Genomic DNA, 20,569 nt, shown 5'->3' with positions numbered 1-20,569 from the left:
TGATGATTATCTGCATAAACATCTTCAAGCTTCTACCATCAATTTTGAAGGATTCAAAATCTTCTGCCTTCTACAAATTTACTATCTAATTGGTAATAAATAATGTTGTAGCGATTTAATTTTTTATCTAAAAACCGGGTGACATCATCAAGCTGTTCTTCGGAAATTTGTTCCGCTTTAATTTTGAAGCCTTTGCTCATAAAGCTCCCAAAGTAGAAACCGTCTTTCATAATTTCAATTTCATGGTCTGAGATTTTTTTGAAGTCGGGATTTTTCAGGTCTTTTTCAGACAAAGCGTTAATGAGTTTATGTTTTCCTAAATGATTGGTCACGATTCCCCAGGAATATATAGGCAAGGCAACTTCAATGTTCTTTAGCGGATAATCTTCAAGTTTCGATAAATAACTTTTTAGAATATTGACATCCAGAATCGAGTTTTTATCCGAATTTTCTAAGGGTGAAGAAGTAGAGTAGCACATCAGATACACTTTTTCCACTGGCGGAATTCCCATCAGATTTTTATCTTTTACCTGATGAAGTCGGAGTGTGCAGGAGATCTCTTTTCGGGAGATTTTTTTAAGTTCAGTCAGAAATTTAAAGTAATCGTCTTTGGTTCCGGCAGTCCAGTCGCAGTCGATCTGAATTTCGTTGCTCGAAGCAAGTTGATAATCTTTCACTTTTTTCTTAATCAAGTCAGTGATGCTTTTTGCGAGAAATTGGATTTCTTCACCCTTAATTCTATAAAAAGTTCGGTTGGTAATAAATATCGTAGGAACGATTTCTTTTTCAGTGCTGAAACTTTTGTCTTTGGTGATGACAGCAACCGGTTCGAATGTTCCATTAATTTTGTCGACATCAAAAAATCTTGTGCATAAAAAATGGGTTGTAGATTCTCCGAGTGCTTTTTTTTCTGTTTTATTTAAAGCAAGATTTGTCTTCCAATAGTAAAAGGTGTACGGGTGCATCTGTTTTTCTCGGCAGGAAACCACCAAAAAGAAAACCAGTAAAAGTTGAAAGATTTTCATTATTTATAGAGAATGCTTTCGCAATTGCAGTTTAATGAAGCAAGCTCAGAGACAGGACAGCAGTCATCTGATTTTTTAATGTTTCCTTTTTCATCGGTTAAGTAGATTTTTTCTTTATCAAATTTCACATAAAAAGTTTCGTTGTAAGTTTTAAAATGCACTTTCATTACCTTAGGATTATATTTTCCTGCGTTGATCTCTTCTTTGGTCTCCTTACGATCTGCCTGATTGATTTGCAGAAATCCAAAATGCACGTTTCCGTTTTTCTTTACGTCAAGATAGTAAGCCGGAGTTCCCGAGCCGCTAGCGCCGTCTTCGATATTAAAATCTCTTTTTCCGGTAAATGGTGTGGTTTGCGCGAAAGAAATTATGCTGACGAGGAACATCAAGGCACCGAAAATATTTTTCATATACTTTTTTCTCAAAATTAAAGAATTATTTGAAAGAATTTCGTTTCAAAATTCATGCAAATCTCTAAATCATTAAAAATCAAAATATTTTACAATAAATATTTGTCAAATTAAATTTTATTCATACATTTGCACACTCATTTTAGGGGAGGAATATGCCCAATTCAAACTTGGTAATTATTTGAGAACTCGAAAAATGAACGTGAATACAAGGAAATTTTATAACATATTATATAAATAATGTCAGGTATTATTGGAAAAAAAATTGGGATGACTTCTCTGTTTGACGAAAACGGCAAAAACATGCCGTGTACCGTTATTCAGGCAGGTCCTTGCTCAGTTTTACAGGTCAGAACCATTGAAAAGGACGGATACAAATCTGTTCAGTTAGGTTTCGATGACAAGAGTGAAAAGAACGTTGGTAAAGCGTTAGCTGGCCATTTTAAAAAGGCTGGTTCTGCTCCTAAAGCTAAGTTGGTAGAATTCTACAGAGAATTCGTAGACGAAGTAAAAGTAGGAGAAGAAGTAAAAGTTGATTTATTCGCTGAAGGTGAATTTGTTGACGTAACAGGAACTTCAAAAGGTAAAGGCTTTCAAGGTGTTGTTAAAAGACACGGTTTTGGGGGTGTAATGCAAGCTACTCACGGTCAGCACAACAGATTAAGAGCTCCAGGTTCAATCGGTGCGGGATCGGATCCTTCGAGAGTATTCAAAGGAATGAGAATGGCAGGTAGAATGGGAGGTAAGCAGGTAACTGTACAAAACCTTCAAGTATTAAAAGTGGATCAAGAACAAAATCTTTTAGTAGTAAAAGGTGCTGTTCCGGGAGCTAAAAATTCTTATGTAATTATCAGAAAATGGAACTAGTAGTATTAAATACATCAGGAAAAGAAACCGGAAAAAAAGTAACTCTAGACGAAACAGTATTCGGAATTGAGCCAAATAAGCACGCGGTTTACTTAGAAGTAAAACAATATCTTGCTGCTCAGCGTCAAGGTACTCATAAATCAAAAGAAAGAAGCGAAATTACAGCTTCTACTAAGAAACTTAAGAAGCAAAAAGGATCTGGTTCTGCTAGATACGGTGATATTAAATCTCCTACATTTAGAGGTGGAGGTAGAGTATTCGGTCCTAAGCCAAGAGATTACAGATTCAAATTGAACAAAGCTCTTAAGAGATTAGCAAAAAAATCTGTTCTTTCTCAAAAAATGAGAGACAACAGCATCAAAATTGTTGAGGGATTGAGCATTGCTGCTCCTAAAACTAAAGATTTCATCACTATCCTTAATGCATTGTCATTGAACGATAAGAAATCTTTATTCATTCTTCCTGATACAAACAAGAATGTGTATTTATCTTCAAGAAACTTACCGAAGACTAAAGTTATGAAATTCAACGAAATTTCTTCTTATGACTTAATCAATGCAGGTGAGATCGTTTTCTTAGAAGGTGCAGTTGAAAAATTCCAGGAAAATTTAAAGAAATAAATCATGTCACTAATTATTAAACCAGTTATTTCAGAAAAAGCTAACTATCTTACAGATTTAAGAGGTGCTTATTCTTTCTTAGTACAACCTAAGGCGAATAAAATCCAGATTAAAAATGCAATTGAGCAAGCTTATGGTGTAAAAGTAGCAGACGTTAGAACCATGATTTATGCTCCTAAAGTTTCTTCGAAATACACGAAAAAAGGTCTTCAAGTAGGGAAGACAAACAAATTGAAAAAGGCGGTTATCACTCTTGCTGAAGGGGAAGTAATCGATATTTTTGCTGTAAATTAATTATTAATTATAAATAATAGTAATGTCTGTTAGAAAATTAAAACCTATCACCCCAGGACAGAGATTCAGAATTGTAAACAATTTTGAGGAAATTACTACCAACAAACCAGAGAAGTCTCTAACCGTTGGTATTAGTAAGTCAGGTGGACGTAACCAAACTGGTAAAATGACCATGCGTTACACCGGAGGTGGACACAAAAAGAAATACAGAATTATCGACTTCAAAAGAAACAAGCATGATGTTGAAGCAACGGTAAAAACTGTAGAATATGATCCAAACAGAACTGCTTTCATCGCGTTAGTTGAATATGCAGACGGAGAGAAGAGATATATCATCGCTCCAAACGGAATCAAAGTTGACCAAAAAATTATTTCTGGTGAGAGCGTAGAGCCTAATGTAGGTAACGCAATGAAATTGAAAAGCATTCCTTTGGGAACTGTAATTTCTTGTATCGAAATGAAGCCTGGTCAAGGTGCAATCTTAGCAAGAAGTGCTGGTTCATCAGCTCAATTGACTTCAAGAGACGGAAAATATGCAATCATCAAATTGCCTTCAGGAGAATCTAGAATGATCCTTACTGAGTGTTATGCAATGATTGGATCTGTTTCTAACTCTGATCATCAGTTAACTGTTTCAGGTAAGGCTGGTAGAAGCAGATGGTTAGGTAGAAGACCTAGAACTAGACCGGTAGTAATGAACCCTGTAGATCACCCAATGGGAGGTGGTGAAGGTCGTTCATCTGGAGGTCACCCAAGATCTAGAAACGGTATGCCAGCTAAAGGTTACAAAACCAGAAAGAAAAACAAAGCGTCTAACCGTCATATCATATCTAAACGTAAATAATTATGGCAAGATCACTTAAAAAAGGACCATTTATTCATCATACTTTAGATAAAAAGGTTCAGGCAAATATAGAGTCTAATAAAAAGACAGTTATCAAAACTTGGTCTAGAGCATCAATGATCTCTCCAGACTTCGTAGGACAAACTATTGCAGTACACAACGGGAAATCTTTTATCCCAGTTTATGTTACAGAAAACATGGTTGGTCACAAGCTAGGCGAATTTTCTCCAACAAGATCTTTCAGAGGTCATGGTGGTAATAAAAACAAAGGAAGTAGATAATCATGGGATCAAGAAAAAGAGAAAGTGCATTAGCACGTAAATTAACAAATCAAGATGTAGTAAAAGCATTACACAATGATTGCCCGACATCTCCTAGAAAGATGAGATTAGTTGCTGATATCATCAGAGGGGTAGAAGTTGACAAAGCTTTAAGCATCCTAAAATATTCAAAAAAAGGAGCTTCTGAGAAATTAGAAAAAGTATTACTTTCTGCGATGGCCAACTGGCAAACGAAGAATGATGGTGCTGATATTGAAGAAGCTAACCTTATCGTTAAAGAAATTTTTGTAGATAGTGCAAGACAATTGAAGAGACTAAGACCAGCTCCACAAGGTAGAGGGTACAGAATCAGAAAGAGATCAAACCACATTACACTAATCTTAGGTACAAAAGAAAATTAATTCAAGGTATGGGACAGAAGACAAATCCAATTGGTAACAGATTAGGTATCATCAGAGGATGGGATTCTAACTGGTTTGGTGGTAAAAACTACGGTGATAGAATCGCTGAAGATTACAAAATCAGAAGATACCTTGAAGCAAGATTATCTAAAGGTGGAATTTCAAAAATTTATATTGAGAGAACACTTAAATTAGTAACAGTAACAATCACTACTGCTAGACCGGGATTAATCATCGGGAAAGGAGGTCAGGAAGTTGACAAGTTAAAAGAAGAATTGAAGAAACTTACAAAAAAGGATATTCAAATCAATATTTTCGAAATCAAAAGACCTGAGCTTGACGCAGTATTAGTTGCAGACAGTATCGCTAAGCAAATCGAAAACAGAATCTCTTACAGAAGAGCTGTGAAGATGGCTATCGCTTCTACAATGAGAATGGGTGCTGAAGGTATCAAAGTTCAAATCTCTGGTAGATTAAACGGTGCTGAAATGGCAAGATCTGAGTCTTTCAAAGACGGAAGAATTCCATTATCAACTTTCAGAGCAGATATCGATTATCATATCGGTGAAGCGTTAACTCAGTACGGTAAGTTAGGAGTTAAAGTTTGGATCATGAAAGGAGAAGTTTACGGAAGAAGAGATCTTTCTCCATTAGTAGGACAACAGAAGAAAGGTGGTCCTTCAAATGGTGGAAACAGAGGAGGCGGAGACAGAGATAACAGAAGACCTTCTAGAGATAAAAAAAATAATTAATAAAATTTTAGAGGATAGTTTTTAAATGACCGTTACTTTTTTAAAATCTAAATTCTAAAATCTAAAATTTAAGAAATTATGTTACAACCAAAAAGAACCAAATTCCGTAGAGTTCATAAGATGAAAATGAAGGGGATTGCTCAAAGAGGTAATCAACTTGCTTATGGAACTTTCGGAATCAAAGCTAACGAAGGTGCTTGGATCACTGCAAGACAAATCGAAGCTGCTCGTATCGCTGCGACAAGATATATGAAAAGAGAAGGTCAACTATGGATCAAAATATTCCCGGATAAACCTATTACTAAAAAACCAGCCGAAGTAAGGATGGGTAAAGGTAAAGGTGCTGTAGAATATTGGGTAGCTGTAGTAAAACCAGGTAAAATTATGTTCGAAATCGGAGGTGTATCTTACGAAATCGCTAAGGAAGCTTTAAGACTTGCTGCACAGAAATTGCCGGTTACGACTAGATTTATAGTTGCGAACGATTTTGTTAAACCTCTTTAATCTCTGAACAATGAAACAAGCTGAAATTAAAAATCTAAGCGCTGAAGATATTCAAGCAAAATTGGCTGAAGCTAAAGCTCAATTCTCAAAAATGAAATTGGCTCACAAAATCAGTCCACTTGAAAATCCAATCCAAATCAGAGATTTGAGAAAGACAATCGCAAGACTAAACACTGAGTTAACTAACAAACAATAATCCTTTTTACAATGGATAGAAATTTAAGAAAAGAAAGAATCGGAGTGGTTTCCAGCAATAAAATGGAAAAAACTATTGTTGTTAGTGAAACTACAAGAGTAAAGCACCCGATGTACGGTAAATTCGTTTTGAAAACGAAAAAATATACTGCACACGACGAGAACAACGAATGCACAGAGGGAGATACTGTATTAATTACAGAAACAAGACCTTTGAGCAAGAGCAAGAGATGGAGATTAGTAAGAATCATTGAAAAAGCTAAGTAATGTTACAAACAGAATCAAGATTAAAAGTTGCTGATAACACAGGTGCTAAAGAAGTACTAGTGATCAGAGTTCTGGGAGGTACCAGAAGAAGATATGCTTCAGTTGGTGATAAAATCGTAGTTACTATTAAAGATTCTACACCATCAGGAAACGCTAAGAAAGGTCAAGTATCAAAGGCGGTAGTAGTAAGAACTAAAAAAGCAGTTAGAAGAAAAGATGGATCTTACATCAAATTCGAAGACAATGCTTGTGTTTTACTAAACGCTGGAGGAGAAATGAGAGGAACACGTGTTTTCGGACCCGTTGCTCGTGAGTTGAGAGACAAAGAATATATGAAAATCATTTCATTAGCTCCTGAAGTACTTTAATATTTAAAATTTTAAAAAAAATGTCAAAGTTAAAAATAAAAAGAGGAGATAACGTAATCATTACCACTGGTAAAAAAGATATCAAAGGTAAAACTGGTGAGGTTATTGAAGTGATCAAAAAAGAAGGAAAAGACCCTAGAGTAATCGTTGCAGGACTTAACATCGTTAAAAAACACGTTAAGCCTTCAGCTTCAAATCCTCAAGGAGGAATTACAGAAAAGGAAGCTTCTATTCATATCTCAAACATAGCTTTAGTTGGTAAAGACGGAAAAGCTATCAAAGTTGGTTACAAAATCGACGGAGATAAGAAAGTAAGAATCGACAAAAAAACGGGTGAAACTTTATAATTTTAAATAACACATGGAATATATCGCAAGACCCAAAAAAGCATATCAGGAAACAATTGTTCCAGCAATGATGGAAGAATTCGGATACAAATCAGTGATGCAGGTACCAAGACTTGAGAAAATTGTATTATCTCAAGGTTTAGGAGACGCTACTGCTGATAAAAAAATCATCGATTATGCTGTTGAAGAACTTACAAATATTACCGGGCAAAAAGCTGTAGGTACTATTTCAAAAAAGGATGAAGCTGCTTTCAAATTAAGAAAAGGTATGCCTGTAGGTGCTAAGGTAACTCTTAGAGCTAGCAAAATGTACGAATTCTTAGATAGATTGACTTCTTCTGCTTTACCACGTATTAGAGATTTTTCTGGTATCAAAGCTGACGGTTTCGATGGTAGAGGTAACTATAACTTAGGTATTACTGAGCAAATTATCTTCCCTGAAATCGTAATTGACAAAGTAAAGAAAATCCAAGGGATGGACATTACTTTCGTTACAACTGCGAAAACAGACAAAGAAGCTAAAGCATTATTAACTCACTTCGGTTTACCTTTCAAAAAGAACTAAGAAATGGCTAAAGAATCAATGAAAGCGCGTGAGCGCAAAAGAGAAGCTACTGTAGCTAAATACGCTGAGAAAAGAAAAGCTCTTAAAGAAGCTGGTGATTACGAAGGACTTCAAAAATTACCTAAAAATGCTTCTCCTGTTAGACTACACAACAGATGTAAATTGACAGGGAGACCAAGAGGTTACATGAGAACCTTTGGGATTTCTAGAGTAACTTTCAGAGAGATGGCCAACAACGGTCTTATCCCGGGAGTGAAAAAAGCTAGTTGGTAATAATTACTAATTAATCGAGGCAATTAAGTTGTTGAGATACTAAAGAATAAAAATATCAGACCGAAGTTTTCTGACGTCTGATATTTTAATCTTCAAGTCTTTTCAATACTGGTTGTCTTTTAACCAATAATTTAAAATAGAAAAATGGTAACAGATCCAATTTCAGATTTCCTAACAAGAGTAAGGAACGCACAAAGCGCAGGCCACAAAGTGGTGGAAATTCCTGCATCGAAAATCAAAAAGGAGCTTACGAAAATCTTATTTGATCAAGGGTATATCTTAAACTATAAGTTTGAAGATAACGCTGTTCAAGGGACTATCAAAATCGCTCTTAAGTATGACAAGCAAACAAACAAGCCTGCAATCAAATCTATCCAGAGAGCTTCAAGACCAGGTCTAAGACAATACAAAGGTTCTGCGGAACTTCCAAGAGTATTGAACGGTTTGGGTGTAGCAATTATCTCAACTTCTAGAGGAGTAATGACAGATAAGAAAGCTAGAGAAGAAAAAGTAGGCGGTGAAGTAATCTGCTATGTTTATTAATTTTTAATCAAAGGAAAATGTCAAGAATTGGTAAAGCAATTATAACAATTCCAGCTGGAGTTACTGTCACTGAAAAAGATGGCGTTGTAACTGTAAAAGGTCCTAAAGGAGAATTAACTCAGGAACTTACAGAAGGAATTACTTTAGTACAAGAAGATGGCGTGCTTACATTCAGCAGACCGTCTGAGTCTAAACAACACAAAGCGCTACACGGTTTATACCGAGCGTTGATTAACAACATGATTATTGGAACTGCTGAAGGTTTCACTAAGAAGTTGGAACTAGTGGGAGTAGGATACAGAGCTTCTCACTCGGGTCAAAAACTTGAGTTAGCTTTAGGTTTCTCTCACGGTATCGTTTTAGAACTTCCAAAAGAAGTGATTATCGATACATTGACTGAAAAAGGTAAAAACCCAATTGTTACTTTAACGTCTCATGACAAGCAACTTCTAGGAATGGTTTCTGCAAAGATCCGTTCATTCAGAAAGCCTGAGCCATACAAAGGAAAAGGTGTAAGATTCGTAGGAGAAAATGTTAGACGTAAAGCTGGTAAATCTGCTTAATAAATTTTAAGAAAATGGCACTAAGTAAATTAGAAAAAAGAATAAGAATCAAAAGAAGAGTAAGAGGGAAAATCTCTGGATCTTCTGAATTGCCAAGATTATCTGTATACAAGAGTAATAAGGAAATTTACGCTCAGTTAATAGACGATAAAGATGGTAAAACTTTAGCTTCAGCTTCTTCGAGAGAAAAAGGTGTAGATGCTAAAGGTACTAAAAGTGAAATTTCTGCTGCTGTAGGTAAAGCTATTGCTGCCAAAGCTATTGCTGCTGGAATTGAAGCTATTGTATTTGATAGAAACGGTTTCGTATATCACGGTAGAGTTAAGGCTCTAGCTGATGGTGCGAGAGAAGGAGGACTTAAATTCTAATCATTAAATTTCGGAAAATATGTTAGGACTAGATAATATAGAAAGAGTAAAACCGGGAGGATTAGAATTAAAAGATCGTCTCGTATCCGTAAACAGGGTAACAAAAGTAACTAAAGGGGGTAGAGCGTTCGGTTTTTCTGCAATTGTTGTTGTAGGAGACGAAAACGGAACCATCGGTTTTGGTTTAGGGAAATCTAAAGAGGTAGCTTCTGCTATTGCTAAAGCAGTAGAAGATGCTAAGAAAAATCTTGTGAAAGTTCCTGTAATGAATCACACCATTCCTCACCAAAGTGCTGCTAGATATGGTGGTGCTGATATCTTCTTGAGACCAGCTTCTCACGGTACAGGTCTTATTGCCGGTGGTGCAGTAAGAGCGGTACTAGAATCTGCAGGTATTCACGATATCCTTTCAAAATCTAAAGGATCTTCAAACCCTCACAATGTGGTAAAGGCAACTTTCAAAGCGTTGTTAGACATCAGAAGACCAGAAGAAATTGCAAGAATGAGAGGAGTTTCTCTAAGTAAAGTGTTTAACGGTTAATAAATATACAATGGCAACAATTAAAGTAAAACAAGTAAGAAGCGCTATTGGTAGAACAAAAACCCAAAAGAGAACGCTTGAAGCATTAGGATTTAAGAAACTTCACCAAGTTATAGAGCACGAAGCTACTCCTTCAATTTTAGGAATGATAGCTGCAGTTAGTCACTTACTTGAAGTTCAAAAATAATTTTTAAAATAATTTTAAAATGAATTTAAACAACATAAGACCTGCAGCAGGTTCTACTTTTAGTTCAAAAAGAATTGGTAGAGGACAAGGTAGTGGAAAAGGCGGTACAGCTGGGAAAGGTCACAATGGTCAGCAAGCTAGAGCTGGTTATTCTCAGAAAATCGGTTTCGAAGGAGGTCAAATGCCTTTGCAGAGAAGATTACCTAAATTCGGTTTCAAAAACGTAAACAGAAAAGAATACAGAGGTATTAATCTGGATGATATTCAAAACTTAATTGATACTAAATCTATAACAGGAGATATTACCAAAGAAGTTTTAGTTGAAAACGGTTTAGCTACTAAAAATGAAATAGTGAAAATTATGGGTAGAGGTGAATTGAAATCTGCGGTTTCAATTACAGCTGACAAATTCACTAAATCTGCTGAAGAATTAATTTCTAAAGCAGGTGGAAAAGCAATTACCTTATAATATTACTAATGAAAGAATTTATACAAACCCTTAAGAATATTTGGAGCCTTAAAGAATTGAGAGACAAAATTCTCTTTACTTTAGGTATTATCCTTGTGTATAGATTCGCATCTTTCATCTCTTTACCTGCGATTAATCTTGCAGAAGTAGGAGATCTCTTAGAGCATTATAAAAATCAAGGCGGTAACAAGCAAGGAGCAGGTCTCCTTGGCTTGCTTTCGTCGTTTACGGGTGGGGCTTTCAGCCACGCTTCAGTGATGGCGTTAGGTATCATGCCTTACATTTCTGCTTCTATTATTGTTCAGTTGATGGGGATGGCAATTCCTTATCTTCAGAAACTTCAAAAAGACGGAGAGTCTGGTAGAAATACATTGAATCAAATTACTAGATGGTTAACAATTGGGGTTTGTCTTGTACAGGCACCTTCTTATTTAACTTCTATTACTCAATTATTCTTACCATATGCTCAGTTCCAGTCTGCATATTTTGTAGATCCAAACTCTATTATGTTCTGGTTACCAAGTATTGTAATCTTGGTTGCGGGGTCTGTATTTGCAATGTGGTTAGGTGAGAAAATTACCGACAAAGGTATTGGAAATGGTATTTCTATCCTTATTATGGTAGGTATCTTATCTAGATTACCAGAAGCATTTGTACAGGAAATCGCAGTACAGAACGGAAAAGGAGGTTTAGGATCAATCATGATTTTGATTGAAGTGATATTCTGGATGTTGGTGGTTCTTTTAGCAGTAGTATTATCTGTTGCAGTAAGAAAAATCCCTATTCAGTATGTAAGCAGAGCTCAGGCAAGAGGAGGTGTTAATAAAAATCTTATGCAGGGAGCAAGACAGTGGATTCCATTGAAAGTGAATGCAGCTGGGGTTATGCCAATCATTTTTGCTCAGGCATTGATGTTTGTACCTGGTTTGTTGACAAAATTTGATGAGTCTAATACTTTTCTTGCGGGCTTCAAAAATGTTTTTAGCTGGCAGTACAATGTATTGTTCGCGCTATTAATTATTATCTTTTCATTTTTCTATACCGCAATTACAATTCCGGTGAACCAAATGGCTGATGATTTAAAGAGAAACGGAGGTTTGGTACCGAAGGTAAGACCTGGTAAAGAGACAGCTGATTATTTAGATGACATTTTATCAAAAATTACCTTGCCGGGTGCAATATTTTTATCTATCTTTGCAGTCCTTCCAGCAATAGTGCATGGAAGTCTTGTTCAGACAGATGCGTTCGCCTTATTTTTTGGGGGAACTTCGTTGCTAATTATGGTTGGGGTAGTATTAGATACTGTTCAACAGATTAACACTTATCTGCTGAATCATCATTATGATGGCTTAATGCAGTCTAAACTATCAAGATCGACTGGATATTAATTTATGGCAAAACAGAAACATATTGAACAGGATGGCGTTATTACGGAAGCACTTTCGAACGCCCAGTTCCGTGTAGAACTAGAAAATGGGCATATGCTTATCGCTCATATTTCTGGTAAAATGAGAATGCATTATATTAAACTTTTACCTGGTGATAAGGTAAAACTTGAAATGTCTCCTTACGATTTATCAAAAGGGAGAATTACATTTAGATATTAAACAAAATGCCAAATGGAATCTTCTGATCTCCATTTGGCTATTGTTAAAAAATAAATACTCGATATTGAAGTCAGTAAGATGACTGTATGAGTATAGAAAATAATTATATTTCAAATGAAATCGGAAGATGTCATTTGTCCTTTTTAAAAGATTATATATATCAAATGAAAGTTAGAGCATCAATTAAAAAAAGAAGTGCTGATTGCAAAATCGTTCGCAGAAAAGGCGTTCTGTTTGTAATCAACAAGAAGAACCCAAAATTTAAACAAAGACAAGGCTAAATTATGGCGAGAATTTCAGGTATTGATTTACCAAAAAACAAAAGAGGTGTTATCGGTTTAACTTACATCTATGGGGTAGGAAGAAGTACTTCTTCTGAAATCCTTAAAGCTGCCGGTATCAGCGAAGACAAGAAAGTCAACGAATGGAATGACGATGAATTGGCTGCAATCAGAAATTACATCACTGAAAACATTAAAGTAGAAGGTGAGCTTAGATCTGAAGTGCAATTGAACATTAAGCGATTAATGGACATAGGATGCCAACGAGGAATACGTCACAGACTAGGACTACCTTTAAGAGGCCAGAGAACGAAAAACAACTCGAGAACCCGTAAAGGAAAGAGAAAAACAGTTGCTAACAAGAAAAAAGCAAGTAAATAATCGTTAGGAATTATGGCAAAACAAAGTAAAGTAGTTAAAAAAAGAAAAGTAAAAGTTGAAGCTATTGGTGAAGCACATATTCAAGCTTCTTTCAATAACATCATCATTTCTTTAACAAATAAAAGCGGAGAAGTTATCTCTTGGGCATCTGCCGGTAAAATGGGGTTCAGAGGTTCTAAAAAGAACACTCCTTTTGCTGCTCAAATGGCAGCAGAAAATTGCTCTAACGTAGCTCACGAAGCTGGTTTAAGAAGAGTAAAGGTGTATGTGAAAGGTCCAGGTGCAGGTAGAGAATCTGCTATCAGAACTATTCACAATTCAGGTATCGAGGTTAGCGAAATTATTGACGTTACTCCTATGCCGCACAATGGATGTAGACCACCAAAAAGAAGAAGAGTTTAATTTTTAGAATTTACCCATTATGGCAAGATATATTGGACCAAAAACAAAGATTGCTAGAAAGTTTGGTGCTGCAATCTACGGAGATGATAAGAACTTCGAGAAAAGAAAAAACCAACCGCCAGGACAACATGGTGTTAACAAAAGAAGAGGAGCAAAAAAATCTGAATACGCTGTCCAGTTGATGGAAAAGCAAAAAGCTAAATATACTTACGGTATTTTAGAAAGACAGTTTGCTAACTTATTTGAAAAAGCACACAGAAGTAAAGGTGTAACAGGTGAAGTTTTATTACAGCTTTGCGAATCAAGATTGGATAACGTTGTATACAGATTAGGTTTTGCTAAAACTAGATCTGGTGCAAGACAGTTAACTTCTCACAGACACATCACTGTGAATGGTGAGATCCTTAACATTCCGTCTTATTTGGTAAAAGCTGGTGATGTAATCGCAGTAAGAGAAAAATCTAAGTCTCTTGAAGTGGTTGCAGATGCTTTAGCTTCTAAAGCAAACTATGAGTGGTTACAATTCAACGACGAGAAAAAAGAAGGTACTTTCGTATCTGCTCCTGAGAGAATCCAAATCCCGGAAGACATCAAGGAACAGCTTATCGTCGAACTTTACTCTAAATAATTTTTTAATCAAATTTTTGCTCAACCCAATAATATGGCAATTTTACAATTCATAAAACCCGATAAAGTAATTCTACTTAACTCTGATGAATTTAAAGGTCAATTCGAATTCAGACCTTTAGAACCAGGTTTCGGGCTTACAATCGGTAATGCTTTGAGAAGAGTGTTGCTTTCTTCTCTGGAAGGATACGCTATTTCATCTATCAAAATAGAAGGTGTAGAGCACGAATTTTCAACGATTCCAGGAGTAATTGAAGACGTTACCGAAATTATTCTTAACCTTAAGCAGGTAAGATTAAAAGCTACGGCAGAAAACCAAACTAACGAACAGGTTGTTGCTAAAGTTTCCGGTCAAACTGTAATTACTGCTGGGGATTTAGGTAAATCGATCAACGGTTTTGAGATTCTTAATCCAGAATTGATGATTTGTAACCTAAACTCAGATGTAACTTTCGAGATCACGTTTAATGTAGAGAAAGGAAGAGGGTATGTACCTTCTGACCAAAACAAGTCAAACAATGCTCCTGTTGGAACTATTGCTATTGACTCTATTTTTACGCCGATCAAAAAAGTGCAGTACAGCATTGAGAATTATCGTGTAGAGCAAAAAACAGACTACGAAAAATTAGTATTAGATATTGAAACTGACGGTTCTATAAGCCCTCAGAATGCTTTAACTGAAGCTTCTAAGATATTGATTTATCACTTCATGTTGTTCTCTGATGAGAGAATCACTCTAGAAACTGAAGCTGTAAAGGCATCTATCCAATACGATGAAGAAACTCTTCACACTAGACAACTTCTTAAGTCTAAATTAGCAGATATGGATCTTTCTGTAAGAGCCCTAAACTGTCTGAAAGCGGCTGAAGTTGAAACATTGGGAGAATTGGTTTCTTACAGTAAGTCTGATTTGATGAAATTCAGAAATTTTGGTAAAAAATCTTTGACAGAACTAGAAGAATTAGTGCATTCAAAAGGTCTTAACTTCGGTTTCGACGTTGCAAAATATAAATTAGACGCTGATAATTAAATAATAATGAGACACGGTAAAAAATTCAATCACTTAGGAAGAACAGCTTCTCACAGAAGCGCGTTACTTTCTAATATGGCTTGTTCTCTGATTGAGCATAAAAGAATCAACACTACTGTAGCTAAAGCGAAAGCTTTAAGAGTATACGTTGAGCCTCTATTAACAAAAGCAAAAGAAGATACTACACACAACAGAAGAATTGTTTTTTCATATCTTCAAAGTAAAGAAGCGGTTACTGAGTTATTCAGAACTGTAGCTCCGAAAATCGCTGAAAGAAACGGTGGTTATACGAGAATCATCAAAACTGGTTTCAGACCTGGTGATGCTGCAGATACTGCTCTTATCGAGTTAGTTGATTTCAATGAGCTTTATAATCCTAATGCTGAGGAGAAAAAGACAACAAGAAGAAGTAGAAGATCTACTTCTACTGCAAAAGTAGCTGTTGAAGCAACTCCAGCTGTAGAAGAGAAAGTTGAAGAGCCTAAGGCTGAATCAACTGATTCTACTGAAGAAAAAGCTGGTGAATAATATTCATTCAGAAATATAAAAAAACCGTTCAGATTTCTGAGCGGTTTTTTTGTGTCTTATATTTTGGTTTTTACCAGTTGGATGATATTGTCTCCCTGGTGAAGAATCAAACTGTCACCTTTAACCGTGGCTTTCATTTCCGCTTTTTCATAAGTAGTTTCAGTTCCCGTTGATTCTACTTTATTAAGAATAAATGTCTTTTTGTTACTAGTAATTGATACGTTACTTTCGTTAGGATCATAGTTGTACACAACTTTTACTAAGGTTCCGTCGGTTGCTTTGTATACGTAATCTGTTTTGATGCTTTTCTTTCCATTGACGTCGGTATTGTATCCGATGTTAGAGTCTACCTGCCCATTGTCTGCAAGAATAGTTTCCGTAGAATCAGATTTCACAATTCCCTTATTTCCGCTCTCATTTTTTTTACAGCTTGTCAAAGATAAAGCTATAAAAGAGGCCACAATTAGAATTCCTTTTTTCATTACATTTCTTTTTGAAATTTTTAATTTAAAATTAATTTTCTATCTATAGAATTTTCATTAAATTTAATAAAAACAAAAAACAAAACAATAACCCACAAACTCATTTTTTTTATTACACAAAAGTGTAATTGTTTCCCCTTTGTTTTCTGTTGAAATTTGTCTAAAAAACAACCCAAAAACATGAGCATTTCTATAGCCATCGTAGAAGATGAAAAAAACTACAACAACGCTTTGAAGAAAGTGATCGATTACCAAAGTGACATGCAGGTGATTGCCCAGTTTTTTGATGGAGGTGCAGCACTCAAAAATTTATCTAGTATTTGTCCAGACGTCGTTATGATGGATATTCAACTTCAGGATATGATGGGAATTGACGTTATCGGAAAGTTAAAGCAAGAGATGCCAAACACCAGCTTTATCATGTGCACAAGTTTCGAAGATGACGAAATGATTTTCAATTCATTGAGAGCCGGCGCCACAGGATATCTTATTAAAGGGGAAAGTATGGATAAAATTCTCTCATCAATTAGGGATGTTTACAATGGTGGTGCACCGATGAGCTTTTCAATCGCAAGACGGGTTTTGACTCATTTTAATAAGAAAACGATTGAGATTAAAGATTTTGAAGAGCTCACAAGACGGGAGACGGAGATTGTAGAACTTTTATCTCAGGGACTTTTATATAAAGAGATTGCAGATAAGATCTTTATCAGCATCGATACTGTAAAAAAACACGTAGGAAATATTTACAGAAAACTTCAGGTCAGTAATAAAGTAGAAGCTATCAACAAATTTAACCATTTTAAAAACTAACATTGTATGAACTTAGATCGTAACATGAGCTCGGCAGAAATCAAATTGAATCTTATTAACCTCATTTTAAAATCAGATTTCGAAAATTGGAATAAAAGTAAATCAAAAACCGATATATATATCAAACTTCTGTTGCTCTTAGGAATTAATCTGAATGAGGAAATTGAAAAGGAGGTAGCAGATATAGAAATTGATAATATGAAAGAGTTTGGCTCCTTAAACTCGCCAAAGTTTTTTATTATCAATGAGATACAAAACGTTTTTGATCAGCATGTCCAATATTGCGAATTTCTTCACATCTATTTTATTAAGAATGCACAAGGAATAAGCCTGTTATTTAGATTTAACAATGCTTCGACGAATATTTCTGATGATGTGAAGTTTTTATCAGACGATGTTGTATATGTATTGTCTGGTCAAAACTTACATATGGTTACAAATGAAGATGCAGCAACCTATGTAGTAAATTATAAAGATTTTTATAACGCACAGCAATTTGATCATTCGAGATTTTCATATACACAGTACATCACTTTTGAGACAGAGAATATTCGAAACAACTTTAAGGGTTTCCCTGCAAGCACCAAGCTTTTGGCTGCAGCCAAAAATGACCCGATTGATGGAAGATTAAGACAGAATATTATTCTTGAGATCGAAAAAGACCGCGTTAATAATCCGCAGACATTATTAGATATTGCTTTTTTTAATATCGGAAATATGCAGCCGTAATGTATACCCAATTTCAGTTAGCTTATCTGTTGGCTCTGTTTTTTGTTACTTTTTTCTCGATTTATTTATATCTTAAAGAAGGGAAGAAGCAGGAATTACTTGTGGTTTATTTGAGTATCAGTTTTTTGCTTGATTTTTTAATGTTTATCCTGCAGATATTTTTTACTACGACTGCTCAGTTTGGTTTTCTGTACAATATTTACATTCTCTTTTCTGGAGTTTTTTTCCTGATCTATTTTAACAGAAATCAGATCATTAAATTAAAAAAATTGAATACCCTTATTTTCGGTTGTTTTGTAACCACATTTTTGGTTTCCATCTTTAATAATTTCGTTGAAGTCAACCAAATTATCGGATTATCCTTTGCCTTTCTTTATATTCTGTACAGCCTAATTTGGTTTTATGGGAAAATAATGTCTCCTGATAAGAATAGTATTATGGATGATCCAAAATTTTGGGTGTCTAGCGGATTGTTATTTTGGGGAGTTTTTTTTATTTTAAGAATTATTCCAAGGTATTTATTTAATAAAGTTGATGCAGAGTTGCTTATCATGTCACAATCATTTTTCTTTTGTGTCAATATCATTTTCTATTCAATATTACTCATTTCGTTATTAAAGTATAAAAAAGAGAATGAATATGATTGATGAGATAAAAATTACATACCTGATGATTACAATTGTGATGCTGCTTTTCGTGAGCTTCATCATTTTTGTAGTTTTAATTTACAACAGAAAGCGACTTCTTGATCTTAAAAAAAAACAACTCAAAGAATCAGAATACCAAAACCAGCTGCTTCAGAAAGAACTTGAAAAACAAAAATCTATAGAACTGGAACGTGAAAGGATTTCTCATGATATGCACGATGATCTCGGCGCTGGAATTTCCGCGCTCAAACTTCAGGCAGAATTTTTAAAACAGAAAGCTGACGACGAAGACCTGGTAAGTGATATCAATGAACTTCTGAAAACATCCGAAGAAATGAATATCTCTATGCGTGAAATGCTTTGGAGTCTAAACTCTGCAAATGATACTGTTGCTGATTTTGTAATTTACGCAAAAATGTATTCAGAAAACTTTTTAAAGAAAAGTTCCATCCGGCTTATTTTAGAACACAATATTTCCCATTCAGATACTGCTATTTCAGCGGAGGTCAGAAGAAATATGTTCCTGTGTCTGAAGGAAGTTCTCAATAATGCATACAAACATAGTCAAGCGGATAAACTAAATATTTCGTTTAACCAGAAAGGAGCGAGTTTTATAATGAGAGTTTCAGATAACGGAAAAGGTTTGGTAGGAGAAGTGAACCAAGGAAATGGTCTCAAGAATATGAATAGGAGAATGAAAGAATCTGGTGGTACATTTGAAATTTCGTCTACCAGCAGTGGAACTTGTCAGGTTTTTAAAGTTAATATCTGATGATGGAATTATTTTTAACTGAAAGCTCGATTTCCAAATAAAGGAAATTTCTTTTCAACTGATCATAAATGAAACTTATTGAGAATGCTTCATACATTCTGCTATGCTTAAAATTAACTAAAATTTAACTCATAAATCATTAAATGACACTATACGTATACCGAAAAAAGTTAAATTTTGATTAAATTTGTCTCAACTATAAATAAACAAAAAATGAGTTACATTTCTTACATAGAAGCGAGACAGATTTTGGATTCAAGAGGAAATCCTACAGTGGAAGTTGATGTATTTACAGAAAGTGGTGCGATGGGGCGTGCTGCTGTACCTTCTGGAGCATCTACCGGTGAACATGAAGCAGTAGAATTGCGTGATGGTGGTTCTGAGTGGATGGGAAAAGGTGTTTCTAAAGCTGTAGAAAATGTAAGAGAAGTGATTGCTGCTGAATTAGTAGGTCTTCCAGTTTATGATCAGAACCTTTTGGATCAGATCATGATCGATTTAGACGGAACTAAAAACAAAGGAAATCTTGGTGCTAATGCCATTCTTGGTGTTTCGTTAGCTGCTGCAAAAGCTGCTGCTGCTGAACTAAAAATGCCGTTATACAAATATATCGGTGGTGTAAACGCAAATACACTTCCTGTTCCGATGATGAATGTAATCAATGGAGGATCTCACTCAGATGCTCCGATCGCTTTTCAGGAATTTATGGTAATGCCGGTAAAAGCAGATTCTTTCTCTCATGCATTGAGAAAAGGGACTGAGATCTTCCATAACCTTAAAGCAATTCTTCATTCTAGAGGTTTGTCTACTGCTGTTGGTGACGAAGGTGGTTTTGCTCCTACTTTTAAAGGAACCGAAGACGCTTTAGATACTTTGTTGCAGGCAATTGAAAAAGCAGGTTACAAGCCTGGTGATGATGTAATGATTGCATTAGACTGTGCAGCTTCGGAATTTTATAAAGACGGAGTGTACGATTACAGAAAATTCCAGACTCCGGATGCAGCTCAGTTTACAAGCAGTGAACAGGTTTCTTACTTGGCTGAATTAGCAAACAAATACCCAATTATCTCTATCGAAGACGGTATGCAGGAAAATGACTGGGAAGGTTGGAAAATGTTAACGGATAAAATTGGTGACAGAGTACAATTGGTAGGTGACGACTTGTTTGTAACCAATGTTGAGAGATTGAAGAGAGGAGTTGACGAGGGAATTGCCAATTCAATTTTGGTTAAAGTAAACCAGATCGGTTCTCTTTCTGAAACAATGGCAGCAGTGCAAATGGCTCAGCATAATAAGTTTACATCAGTGATGTCTCACAGATCTGGGGAAACTGAAGATTCTACAATCGCTGATTTAGCAGTCGCAATGAATTGTGGTCAAATTAAAACAGGTTCTGCTTCAAGATCAGACAGAATGGCGAAGTACAATCAGTTACTAAGAATCGAAGAAGCTTTGGGTGATACAGCCTATTTTCCTGGATTAGACGCATTTAAAATTAACAGATAATAAATCTCAAAAAAAACAGCATACTATTTTTTGGTTGCTGTTTTTTTATGTATTTTTAAGAAATTTAAATAAAATATTAT

The 20,569-nt window shown here is 35.3% G+C and carries 35 protein-coding genes; 32 read left to right on the top strand and 3 right to left on the bottom strand.

Annotated features, from left to right (window positions below; all coding sequences use genetic code 11):
* Positions 1 to 53 precede the first annotated feature (53 nt).
* Entirely contained in the window at positions 54 to 1,025 is a 972-nt protein-coding gene (locus AR685_RS07320) for a hypothetical protein (RefSeq protein WP_047442267.1), read from the bottom strand.
* Positions 1,025 to 1,435, bottom strand: coding sequence for a hypothetical protein (locus AR685_RS07315; protein ID WP_059124177.1), 411 nt, complete (start codon positions 1,433 to 1,435; stop codon positions 1,025 to 1,027). Before AR685_RS07315 ends, AR685_RS07320 begins: the two co-directional genes overlap by 1 nt.
* Before the next feature lie 240 nt (positions 1,436 to 1,675).
* On the opposite strand from AR685_RS07315, the gene rplC reads away from it, so the two are divergent.
* From rplC to rplQ, 28 genes are all read left to right on the top strand, one after another.
* Positions 1,676 to 2,302, top strand: a complete 627-nt coding sequence (gene rplC / locus AR685_RS07310; RefSeq protein ID WP_047442265.1) for a 50S ribosomal protein L3 — start codon at positions 1,676 to 1,678, stop codon at positions 2,300 to 2,302.
* Positions 2,293 to 2,922 carry a 50S ribosomal protein L4 gene (gene rplD, locus AR685_RS07305; protein ID WP_047442264.1) on the top strand — a complete coding sequence of 210 codons (630 nt, stop codon included), beginning with the start codon at positions 2,293 to 2,295 and terminating at the stop codon, positions 2,920 to 2,922. The genes rplC and rplD overlap by 10 nt, the downstream gene beginning before the upstream one ends.
* A gap of 3 nt (positions 2,923 to 2,925) precedes the next feature.
* Positions 2,926 to 3,216 carry a 50S ribosomal protein L23 gene (gene rplW, locus AR685_RS07300; protein WP_047442263.1) on the top strand — a complete coding sequence of 97 codons (291 nt, stop codon included), beginning with the start codon at positions 2,926 to 2,928 and terminating at the stop codon, positions 3,214 to 3,216.
* A gap of 22 nt (positions 3,217 to 3,238) precedes the next feature.
* A complete protein-coding gene (gene rplB / locus AR685_RS07295; protein ID WP_047442262.1) occupies positions 3,239 to 4,060 on the top strand; it encodes a 50S ribosomal protein L2 in 822 nt (273 codons plus the stop codon).
* 2 nt (positions 4,061 to 4,062) lie between these two features.
* On the top strand, positions 4,063 to 4,341 hold the full coding sequence (rpsS, locus tag AR685_RS07290) for a 30S ribosomal protein S19 (RefSeq protein WP_047442261.1): 279 nt from the start codon (positions 4,063 to 4,065) through the stop codon (positions 4,339 to 4,341).
* Positions 4,342 to 4,343: 2 nt separating this feature from the next.
* Positions 4,344 to 4,742 (top strand): 50S ribosomal protein L22, encoded by a 399-nt coding sequence (gene rplV, locus AR685_RS07285; protein WP_047442260.1) that lies wholly within the window; start codon positions 4,344 to 4,346, stop codon positions 4,740 to 4,742.
* An 8-nt stretch (positions 4,743 to 4,750) separates the two neighbouring features.
* Positions 4,751 to 5,494 (top strand): 30S ribosomal protein S3, encoded by a 744-nt coding sequence (gene rpsC / locus AR685_RS07280; RefSeq protein WP_047442259.1) that lies wholly within the window; start codon positions 4,751 to 4,753, stop codon positions 5,492 to 5,494.
* Between the two features lie 78 nt (positions 5,495 to 5,572).
* Positions 5,573 to 5,998 (top strand): 50S ribosomal protein L16, encoded by a 426-nt coding sequence (rplP, locus tag AR685_RS07275; protein ID WP_047442258.1) that lies wholly within the window; start codon positions 5,573 to 5,575, stop codon positions 5,996 to 5,998.
* 10 nt (positions 5,999 to 6,008) lie between these two features.
* Positions 6,009 to 6,194, top strand: coding sequence for a 50S ribosomal protein L29 (gene rpmC, locus AR685_RS07270; protein WP_047442257.1), 186 nt, complete (start codon positions 6,009 to 6,011; stop codon positions 6,192 to 6,194).
* 11 nt (positions 6,195 to 6,205) lie between these two features.
* Positions 6,206 to 6,460, top strand: a complete 255-nt coding sequence (gene rpsQ, locus AR685_RS07265) for a 30S ribosomal protein S17 (protein WP_027383312.1) — start codon at positions 6,206 to 6,208, stop codon at positions 6,458 to 6,460.
* On the top strand, positions 6,460 to 6,828 hold the full coding sequence (rplN, locus tag AR685_RS07260) for a 50S ribosomal protein L14 (RefSeq protein WP_034684837.1): 369 nt from the start codon (positions 6,460 to 6,462) through the stop codon (positions 6,826 to 6,828). The genes rpsQ and rplN overlap by 1 nt, the downstream gene beginning before the upstream one ends.
* Before the next feature lie 20 nt (positions 6,829 to 6,848).
* Positions 6,849 to 7,175 carry a 50S ribosomal protein L24 gene (rplX, locus tag AR685_RS07255; RefSeq protein WP_047442256.1) on the top strand — a complete coding sequence of 109 codons (327 nt, stop codon included), beginning with the start codon at positions 6,849 to 6,851 and terminating at the stop codon, positions 7,173 to 7,175.
* Positions 7,176 to 7,188: 13 nt separating this feature from the next.
* Entirely contained in the window at positions 7,189 to 7,740 is a 552-nt protein-coding gene (gene rplE, locus AR685_RS07250) for a 50S ribosomal protein L5 (RefSeq protein WP_047442255.1), read from the top strand.
* 3 nt (positions 7,741 to 7,743) lie between these two features.
* Positions 7,744 to 8,013 carry a 30S ribosomal protein S14 gene (gene rpsN / locus AR685_RS07245; protein ID WP_047442254.1) on the top strand — a complete coding sequence of 90 codons (270 nt, stop codon included), beginning with the start codon at positions 7,744 to 7,746 and terminating at the stop codon, positions 8,011 to 8,013.
* A 144-nt stretch (positions 8,014 to 8,157) separates the two neighbouring features.
* Positions 8,158 to 8,556, top strand: a complete 399-nt coding sequence (gene rpsH, locus AR685_RS07240) for a 30S ribosomal protein S8 (protein ID WP_047442253.1) — start codon at positions 8,158 to 8,160, stop codon at positions 8,554 to 8,556.
* Between the two features lie 17 nt (positions 8,557 to 8,573).
* Complete coding sequence (gene rplF / locus AR685_RS07235; protein ID WP_047442252.1) at positions 8,574 to 9,119, top strand: 50S ribosomal protein L6; 546 nt, start codon at positions 8,574 to 8,576, stop codon at positions 9,117 to 9,119.
* A gap of 14 nt (positions 9,120 to 9,133) precedes the next feature.
* Positions 9,134 to 9,487 (top strand): 50S ribosomal protein L18, encoded by a 354-nt coding sequence (gene rplR / locus AR685_RS07230; protein ID WP_047442251.1) that lies wholly within the window; start codon positions 9,134 to 9,136, stop codon positions 9,485 to 9,487.
* A 19-nt stretch (positions 9,488 to 9,506) separates the two neighbouring features.
* A complete protein-coding gene (gene rpsE, locus AR685_RS07225; protein ID WP_047442250.1) occupies positions 9,507 to 10,028 on the top strand; it encodes a 30S ribosomal protein S5 in 522 nt (173 codons plus the stop codon).
* A 10-nt stretch (positions 10,029 to 10,038) separates the two neighbouring features.
* The gene (rpmD, locus tag AR685_RS07220; RefSeq protein WP_047442249.1) at positions 10,039 to 10,215 is read left to right on the top strand and encodes a 50S ribosomal protein L30; all 177 of its coding nucleotides are present in this window, start codon (positions 10,039 to 10,041) and stop codon (positions 10,213 to 10,215) included.
* A gap of 19 nt (positions 10,216 to 10,234) precedes the next feature.
* On the top strand, positions 10,235 to 10,684 hold the full coding sequence (rplO, locus tag AR685_RS07215; RefSeq protein ID WP_047442248.1) for a 50S ribosomal protein L15: 450 nt from the start codon (positions 10,235 to 10,237) through the stop codon (positions 10,682 to 10,684).
* 8 nt (positions 10,685 to 10,692) lie between these two features.
* On the top strand, positions 10,693 to 12,072 hold the full coding sequence (secY, locus tag AR685_RS07210; RefSeq protein WP_047442247.1) for a preprotein translocase subunit SecY: 1,380 nt from the start codon (positions 10,693 to 10,695) through the stop codon (positions 12,070 to 12,072).
* A gap of 3 nt (positions 12,073 to 12,075) precedes the next feature.
* The gene (gene infA, locus AR685_RS07205) at positions 12,076 to 12,291 is read left to right on the top strand and encodes a translation initiation factor IF-1 (protein WP_027387199.1); all 216 of its coding nucleotides are present in this window, start codon (positions 12,076 to 12,078) and stop codon (positions 12,289 to 12,291) included.
* 164 nt (positions 12,292 to 12,455) lie between these two features.
* Positions 12,456 to 12,572 (top strand): 50S ribosomal protein L36, encoded by a 117-nt coding sequence (gene rpmJ / locus AR685_RS07200; protein WP_007839480.1) that lies wholly within the window; start codon positions 12,456 to 12,458, stop codon positions 12,570 to 12,572.
* Between the two features lie 3 nt (positions 12,573 to 12,575).
* Entirely contained in the window at positions 12,576 to 12,953 is a 378-nt protein-coding gene (gene rpsM / locus AR685_RS07195) for a 30S ribosomal protein S13 (protein ID WP_047442246.1), read from the top strand.
* 12 nt (positions 12,954 to 12,965) lie between these two features.
* The gene (rpsK, locus tag AR685_RS07190; RefSeq protein WP_034702879.1) at positions 12,966 to 13,355 is read left to right on the top strand and encodes a 30S ribosomal protein S11; all 390 of its coding nucleotides are present in this window, start codon (positions 12,966 to 12,968) and stop codon (positions 13,353 to 13,355) included.
* Positions 13,356 to 13,374: 19 nt separating this feature from the next.
* Positions 13,375 to 13,983: a 30S ribosomal protein S4 gene (gene rpsD, locus AR685_RS07185; RefSeq protein WP_047442245.1), complete on the top strand. Its 609-nt coding sequence runs from the start codon at positions 13,375 to 13,377 to the stop codon at positions 13,981 to 13,983.
* 33 nt (positions 13,984 to 14,016) lie between these two features.
* Positions 14,017 to 15,012 carry a DNA-directed RNA polymerase subunit alpha gene (locus tag AR685_RS07180; RefSeq protein WP_047442244.1) on the top strand — a complete coding sequence of 332 codons (996 nt, stop codon included), beginning with the start codon at positions 14,017 to 14,019 and terminating at the stop codon, positions 15,010 to 15,012.
* Between the two features lie 6 nt (positions 15,013 to 15,018).
* On the top strand, positions 15,019 to 15,540 hold the full coding sequence (rplQ, locus tag AR685_RS07175) for a 50S ribosomal protein L17 (RefSeq protein WP_047442243.1): 522 nt from the start codon (positions 15,019 to 15,021) through the stop codon (positions 15,538 to 15,540).
* A gap of 56 nt (positions 15,541 to 15,596) precedes the next feature.
* Here rplQ and AR685_RS07170 read toward each other — a convergent pair whose 3' ends face one another.
* Entirely contained in the window at positions 15,597 to 16,022 is a 426-nt protein-coding gene (locus AR685_RS07170; RefSeq protein WP_059124176.1) for a hypothetical protein, read from the bottom strand.
* 180 nt (positions 16,023 to 16,202) lie between these two features.
* Here AR685_RS07170 and AR685_RS07165 point away from each other — a divergent pair, with 180 nt between their 5' ends.
* The 4 genes from AR685_RS07165 (at position 16,203) to eno (ending at position 20,489) form a co-directional block, all read left to right on the top strand.
* On the top strand, positions 16,203 to 16,835 hold the full coding sequence (locus tag AR685_RS07165) for a response regulator (protein ID WP_059124175.1): 633 nt from the start codon (positions 16,203 to 16,205) through the stop codon (positions 16,833 to 16,835).
* Between the two features lie 6 nt (positions 16,836 to 16,841).
* On the top strand, positions 16,842 to 17,564 hold the full coding sequence (locus AR685_RS07160; protein WP_131777603.1) for a hypothetical protein: 723 nt from the start codon (positions 16,842 to 16,844) through the stop codon (positions 17,562 to 17,564).
* 639 nt (positions 17,565 to 18,203) lie between these two features.
* Positions 18,204 to 18,983, top strand: a complete 780-nt coding sequence (locus tag AR685_RS07150) for a sensor histidine kinase (RefSeq protein WP_228376407.1) — start codon at positions 18,204 to 18,206, stop codon at positions 18,981 to 18,983.
* 213 nt (positions 18,984 to 19,196) lie between these two features.
* Entirely contained in the window at positions 19,197 to 20,489 is a 1,293-nt protein-coding gene (gene eno / locus AR685_RS07145; protein ID WP_047442237.1) for a phosphopyruvate hydratase, read from the top strand.
* The last annotated feature ends 80 nt before the right edge of the window (positions 20,490 to 20,569 follow it).

This window comes from Chryseobacterium sp. JAH (genome assembly GCF_001507335.1).
Classification (GTDB): domain Bacteria; phylum Bacteroidota; class Bacteroidia; order Flavobacteriales; family Weeksellaceae; genus Chryseobacterium.
The sequence above is the reverse complement of the archived record's forward strand: the minus strand, read 5'-3'. Positions and strand labels throughout refer to the sequence as shown.

Excerpts from the sequence above, each read along its gene's own strand:
- AR685_RS07320 (WP_047442267.1), bottom strand. The coding sequence starts at position 1,025 with ATGAAAATCTTTCAACTTTTACTGGTTTTCTTTTTGGTGGTTTCCTGC.
- AR685_RS07315 (WP_059124177.1), bottom strand. The coding sequence starts at position 1,435 with ATGAAAAATATTTTCGGTGCCTTGATGTTCCTCGTCAGCATAATTTCT.
- rplC (WP_047442265.1), top strand. The coding sequence starts at position 1,676 with ATGTCAGGTATTATTGGAAAAAAAATTGGGATGACTTCTCTGTTTGAC.
- rplD (WP_047442264.1), top strand. The coding sequence starts at position 2,293 with ATGGAACTAGTAGTATTAAATACATCAGGAAAAGAAACCGGAAAAAAA.
- rplW (WP_047442263.1), top strand. The coding sequence starts at position 2,926 with ATGTCACTAATTATTAAACCAGTTATTTCAGAAAAAGCTAACTATCTT.
- rplB (WP_047442262.1), top strand. The coding sequence starts at position 3,239 with ATGTCTGTTAGAAAATTAAAACCTATCACCCCAGGACAGAGATTCAGA.
- rpsS (WP_047442261.1), top strand. The coding sequence starts at position 4,063 with ATGGCAAGATCACTTAAAAAAGGACCATTTATTCATCATACTTTAGAT.
- rplV (WP_047442260.1), top strand. The coding sequence starts at position 4,344 with ATGGGATCAAGAAAAAGAGAAAGTGCATTAGCACGTAAATTAACAAAT.
- rpsC (WP_047442259.1), top strand. The coding sequence starts at position 4,751 with ATGGGACAGAAGACAAATCCAATTGGTAACAGATTAGGTATCATCAGA.
- rplP (WP_047442258.1), top strand. The coding sequence starts at position 5,573 with ATGTTACAACCAAAAAGAACCAAATTCCGTAGAGTTCATAAGATGAAA.
- rpmC (WP_047442257.1), top strand. The coding sequence starts at position 6,009 with ATGAAACAAGCTGAAATTAAAAATCTAAGCGCTGAAGATATTCAAGCA.
- rpsQ (WP_027383312.1), top strand. The coding sequence starts at position 6,206 with ATGGATAGAAATTTAAGAAAAGAAAGAATCGGAGTGGTTTCCAGCAAT.
- rplN (WP_034684837.1), top strand. The coding sequence starts at position 6,460 with ATGTTACAAACAGAATCAAGATTAAAAGTTGCTGATAACACAGGTGCT.
- rplX (WP_047442256.1), top strand. The coding sequence starts at position 6,849 with ATGTCAAAGTTAAAAATAAAAAGAGGAGATAACGTAATCATTACCACT.
- rplE (WP_047442255.1), top strand. The coding sequence starts at position 7,189 with ATGGAATATATCGCAAGACCCAAAAAAGCATATCAGGAAACAATTGTT.
- rpsN (WP_047442254.1), top strand. The coding sequence starts at position 7,744 with ATGGCTAAAGAATCAATGAAAGCGCGTGAGCGCAAAAGAGAAGCTACT.
- rpsH (WP_047442253.1), top strand. The coding sequence starts at position 8,158 with ATGGTAACAGATCCAATTTCAGATTTCCTAACAAGAGTAAGGAACGCA.
- rplF (WP_047442252.1), top strand. The coding sequence starts at position 8,574 with ATGTCAAGAATTGGTAAAGCAATTATAACAATTCCAGCTGGAGTTACT.
- rplR (WP_047442251.1), top strand. The coding sequence starts at position 9,134 with ATGGCACTAAGTAAATTAGAAAAAAGAATAAGAATCAAAAGAAGAGTA.
- rpsE (WP_047442250.1), top strand. The coding sequence starts at position 9,507 with ATGTTAGGACTAGATAATATAGAAAGAGTAAAACCGGGAGGATTAGAA.
- rpmD (WP_047442249.1), top strand. The coding sequence starts at position 10,039 with ATGGCAACAATTAAAGTAAAACAAGTAAGAAGCGCTATTGGTAGAACA.
- rplO (WP_047442248.1), top strand. The coding sequence starts at position 10,235 with ATGAATTTAAACAACATAAGACCTGCAGCAGGTTCTACTTTTAGTTCA.
- secY (WP_047442247.1), top strand. The coding sequence starts at position 10,693 with ATGAAAGAATTTATACAAACCCTTAAGAATATTTGGAGCCTTAAAGAA.
- infA (WP_027387199.1), top strand. The coding sequence starts at position 12,076 with ATGGCAAAACAGAAACATATTGAACAGGATGGCGTTATTACGGAAGCA.
- rpmJ (WP_007839480.1), top strand. The coding sequence starts at position 12,456 with ATGAAAGTTAGAGCATCAATTAAAAAAAGAAGTGCTGATTGCAAAATC.
- rpsM (WP_047442246.1), top strand. The coding sequence starts at position 12,576 with ATGGCGAGAATTTCAGGTATTGATTTACCAAAAAACAAAAGAGGTGTT.
- rpsK (WP_034702879.1), top strand. The coding sequence starts at position 12,966 with ATGGCAAAACAAAGTAAAGTAGTTAAAAAAAGAAAAGTAAAAGTTGAA.
- rpsD (WP_047442245.1), top strand. The coding sequence starts at position 13,375 with ATGGCAAGATATATTGGACCAAAAACAAAGATTGCTAGAAAGTTTGGT.
- AR685_RS07180 (WP_047442244.1), top strand. The coding sequence starts at position 14,017 with ATGGCAATTTTACAATTCATAAAACCCGATAAAGTAATTCTACTTAAC.
- rplQ (WP_047442243.1), top strand. The coding sequence starts at position 15,019 with ATGAGACACGGTAAAAAATTCAATCACTTAGGAAGAACAGCTTCTCAC.
- AR685_RS07170 (WP_059124176.1), bottom strand. The coding sequence starts at position 16,022 with ATGAAAAAAGGAATTCTAATTGTGGCCTCTTTTATAGCTTTATCTTTG.
- AR685_RS07165 (WP_059124175.1), top strand. The coding sequence starts at position 16,203 with ATGAGCATTTCTATAGCCATCGTAGAAGATGAAAAAAACTACAACAAC.
- AR685_RS07160 (WP_131777603.1), top strand. The coding sequence starts at position 16,842 with ATGAACTTAGATCGTAACATGAGCTCGGCAGAAATCAAATTGAATCTT.
- AR685_RS07150 (WP_228376407.1), top strand. The coding sequence starts at position 18,204 with ATGATTGATGAGATAAAAATTACATACCTGATGATTACAATTGTGATG.
- eno (WP_047442237.1), top strand. The coding sequence starts at position 19,197 with ATGAGTTACATTTCTTACATAGAAGCGAGACAGATTTTGGATTCAAGA.